This is a genomic window from Pseudomonas entomophila, from assembly GCF_029478665.1.
Lineage (GTDB): Bacteria > Pseudomonadota > Gammaproteobacteria > Pseudomonadales > Pseudomonadaceae > Aquipseudomonas > Aquipseudomonas entomophila_F.
The window spans coordinates 1-3,584 of sequence record NZ_JARPQB010000100.1; the positions used below are offsets into that span (position 1 = coordinate 1).

General features: G+C 54.2%; 4 protein-coding genes. All 4 read left to right on the top strand.

Annotated elements, in window-relative coordinates; all coding sequences use genetic code 11:
- A partial coding sequence (locus P5705_RS25910) for an RHS repeat-associated core domain-containing protein (RefSeq protein WP_277463711.1) occupies nucleotides 1-2,044 on the top strand: 2,044 nt, incomplete at its 5' end.
- Entirely contained in the window at nucleotides 2,035-2,298 is a 264-nt protein-coding gene (locus P5705_RS25915; RefSeq protein ID WP_277463712.1) for an immunity protein TriTu family protein, read from the top strand. The genes P5705_RS25910 and P5705_RS25915, both read left to right, overlap by 10 nt.
- Nucleotides 2,299-2,319: 21 nt before the next feature.
- Nucleotides 2,320-2,511 carry a hypothetical protein gene (locus P5705_RS25920; RefSeq protein WP_277463713.1) on the top strand — a complete coding sequence of 64 codons (192 nt, stop codon included), beginning with the start codon at nucleotides 2,320-2,322 and terminating at the stop codon, nucleotides 2,509-2,511.
- 164 nt (nucleotides 2,512-2,675) lie between these two features.
- A complete protein-coding gene (locus P5705_RS25925; RefSeq protein ID WP_277463714.1) occupies nucleotides 2,676-3,251 on the top strand; it encodes a hypothetical protein in 576 nt (191 codons plus the stop codon).
- Nucleotides 3,252-3,584 lie beyond the last annotated feature (333 nt).

Sequence of the window (3,584 nt, forward strand, 5' to 3'; positions counted from 1 at the left end):
GAACGAGAGCAAGGCCAACTTCCTTTACGACCCGGTCGGGCGCCTGCTGCAAGAGCAAGGTTTCGATGGCCTGGTGACGCGTTACCAGTACGATCCTGATACGGGCCGGCTGGCCAGCACCCAAGTCGGCCAGCGCCGCATCGATATCACCTTCGACCCGGTGGGGCGTCTGATTTCACGTGCGGCCAGCTTGGGTGACCAGCGCCAGGAAGAGACCTTCGCCTACGACGGCAACGGCAACCTGATCCAGGCGATCAACGCGGCCAGCAAGCTGCAATGGTTCCATGACGAGGCGGGCAACCTGACCCGCGAGCACCAGTACTACCTCGGTACCGAGGTGCCGATGGTTGCGGTGTGGCAGCACGAGTACGACGTGCTCCACAACCGTGTCGCGACCGTTCGCCCGGATGGGCACAAGGTCAGCATGCTTACCTACGGCAGCGGCCATGTGCTGGGCATGACCCTCGATCAGCATGAGTTGCTCGCCTACGAGCGCGATGACCTGCACCGTGAAGTGGTGCGTCATCAGGGCAACCAGCTGATGCAGGCTCAGAGCTGGGACCCGGCAGGGCGTCTGCAGGAACAGTTGCTGGGCAGTCATGATGGTAAGGCCACCTTGCTCAAGCGCCAGTACCAATACGATGCCGTGGGCCAGCTGACCGATATCCACGACACCCGCCGTGGCCACCTGGCCTATCAGTACGATCCCGTTGGCCGCTTGCTGCAAGCCACCAGCCGCCTTGGCGTGGAGACCTTTGCTTTCGACCCGGCCGGCAACCTGCTGGACGACAAGACCCAGGAGCTTAACCGTCCGCTGGAAAGCGATCCGCGGCGTAACAAGCTGATGGACAACCTGCTGCGTGAATACGCCGGGACCCATTACCAGTACGACGAACGCGGCAACCTGATCCATCGCCTGCACAACGGCGACAAGGCCCACCTGGCCTGGGACCTGTTCGACCGCCTGACGCGTTATGACGATGACAGGCTCACGGTGGTGTACAGCTATGACGCCCTGGGCCGCCGTCTGCACAAGCACTCCACCGCGCACCATCAGGATGATCCGCGGGCCGGCAGCGGCTGGAACCTGATGCAGCGGGCCAAGCGCCAGCGTGAACTGGGCTGTGGTTACACCTTGTACGGCTGGGATGGCGATACCCTCGCCTGGGAAAGCTCACCGCCGCAGGATGAAGGCGACACCGGGCGGACCGTGCATTATCTATACGAGCCGGGCAGTTTCGTGCCGGTTGCCCAGGCGCTGCGCAAGAGCCCGATCCGCTTGCTACGCCAGCCGGACTGGAGCGACCGGGAATACGATTTCGATCAGGACCCGCTGTGGCAGCACGAGGTCAAACCGCAGCCATTCGATGCCATTGCCTGGTACCAGTGCGACCACCTCGGCACGCCGATGGAACTCACCGACCACAATGGTGAGGTGGCCTGGACGGCGCAGTACAAGGCGTGGGGTGAGGTCAAGGAGGCCCGTTCGGAATGGGCGAAGCAGAATGGCCTGAACAACCCGATCCGCTTCCAGGGCCAGTACCACGACCACGAGACGGGGCTGCACTACAACCGCTATCGGTACTATGATCCGAATATCGCGAAATTCATCTCTCAAGATCCGATAGGGCTATTGGGAGGAACAAACCTCTACCAGTACGCGCCAAACCCTCTGATCTGGATCGATCCACTGGGGCTATCAAAATTAACAGTTGGTCGTTGGATGGGACCTTCCGAGTACAACCAAATGACTAGTACTGGGAAAGTTGTGCAAAGCTCTACAGGAACAACACATGTTGCATCTCCAGCCAGTATTGATGCATTTGGAAAACAGGCTAAGCCCGGAACTAAGTATGTTGAGTTTAATGTTCCAGAGGAGTCTCTAATTAAAACCAATGAGGGGTGGGCAAAAATTGTGGGTCCCGACTCATTAGAGGGAAGGCTTGCCAAAAGGAAGGGTAATCCTGTACCGGAAATGCCAGTGGCAGAAGACATTCAAGTCAAGGCACATAAAACTGAAGATGGAATTATCAAATGTTCATAGAGATATTGGCTTGGCTTGAGATTAACTCAAGCAGAAAGCTGGAACTGAATGAGAATGAGTTAAGTTCAAGTGCCGTTATCAATGTTGATGATGAGTGTAATTTGGCGAGACTGACATTGTGGGATGATGATAGTTGTGTTATTGAAGCTATCGATGTCGATTCTGGTGGCTATATAATTAATGAGCGTTACGAGATAAAAGACCTGCAGGGATTTATTGACGTTTTCGGGAAGTTTACTTCGGTATTGAAATAGGGATATTTTAGTTTAGCGGATTTGTGCCTGGTCGCGGCCGCGCTGGCGGGCCCAGGCCAGGCGCCTGCCAACCCGCCAGCCGCCGCAGGCAATCTGCTGGTCTACTACCCCCAGGCCAGCATCGACAACTACATGGCCGGCGCCTACAGCACCAACCTCAGCTCCGCCCTCAATGCGACGGCCAAGGCCGAACTCCTCGCATGCTTAACCTGAAGACGTAAAAATGTCTGAGGGTTTGGCGGTTAGCATGATGGGCGTGATATGCCAGGCGGGCATATGTCTCCTGGGCACTCAGCAGTGTATCCAATTCGCGATATGACACGGGATGAGTTTGATGGGTTGTTTAAAGCGTTGCCGTGAGAATATGGGGGTAAGGTATGAGTGAGTTCATGACGGCGTTTAGTGCGATCGAGGATTCTTTTAATGAGAAGGTTCGCGGTTTTGTTGAGTCGGTTCAGCATTCTGGACTTTCGTGGTCTAATTATGAGCTGCACGAACGCGTCACAAATCAGTATGGCTATGATGTTCGATCTCTGTATTTGCAGTATGAGCCTGATTTGATGGAGATGCTGCGTTCTGACAGTAGTGAAGATCGGCGGGTATCTTTAAAAGTTGCAAGAGATGGTCTGCTTGATTTTTCTTGCTCTGACTCGTTTGTCGAGAAAATCATAAATATATCGATAGATGGGAATGAGGAGGAGATGCTGCTGGCAAGAGGTATTTTAGCTTCCCGTGGCTGGACATCTGGTCGGGATGAGCTGGTCGGGAGAATTGTATCTGGTTTCTGCAGTGATGGTGTGGATTATTATACGTATAAAAATGTTGGTGAATTTCTATGTGTTGTTGGGAGTAAGAGCTTGCTAGAGGCGCATATAAAACTGGGCGAGGGTAGCCAGGATGAAGATATCGTTGAGCTGGCTAATGATCTAAGTTTGCACTTTTTTCGTGGGTAATTTGTTTTTGTATACGTGTTTGAGAACTCTAGCTGGTAGTGGCTGGGGTAGGGCTTACATCACGACATACTCATCGCGGAGATTTGGTTGGTCATTCTATGTGCGCGCGGGGGCGATTGATTGTGAGGCCGGCTGCAAGTGAACCCAACCAAGGCCAATGGGCGAGGCGTGGATCAAAAAGAGGACGGATTTGAATGGTACTTACTTATCAATTAACCCTTTGATCTGTAAGAAGAAATTAAGAAGGGCTGGCCTTGGTCCCTGGTTTTGCCGAACTTTGCGAAGCTTCGAGGTGTACGACGGGAGAGGTGCAGCGCCTATCAGATCGAGCGC

Bases quoted from the DNA above. Each gene is read 5' to 3' on its own strand.
- P5705_RS25915 (WP_277463712.1), top strand. From the start codon at position 2,035: ATGTTCATAGAGATATTGGCTTGGCTTGAGATTAACTCAAGCAGAAAG.
- P5705_RS25925 (WP_277463714.1), top strand. From the start codon at position 2,676: ATGAGTGAGTTCATGACGGCGTTTAGTGCGATCGAGGATTCTTTTAAT.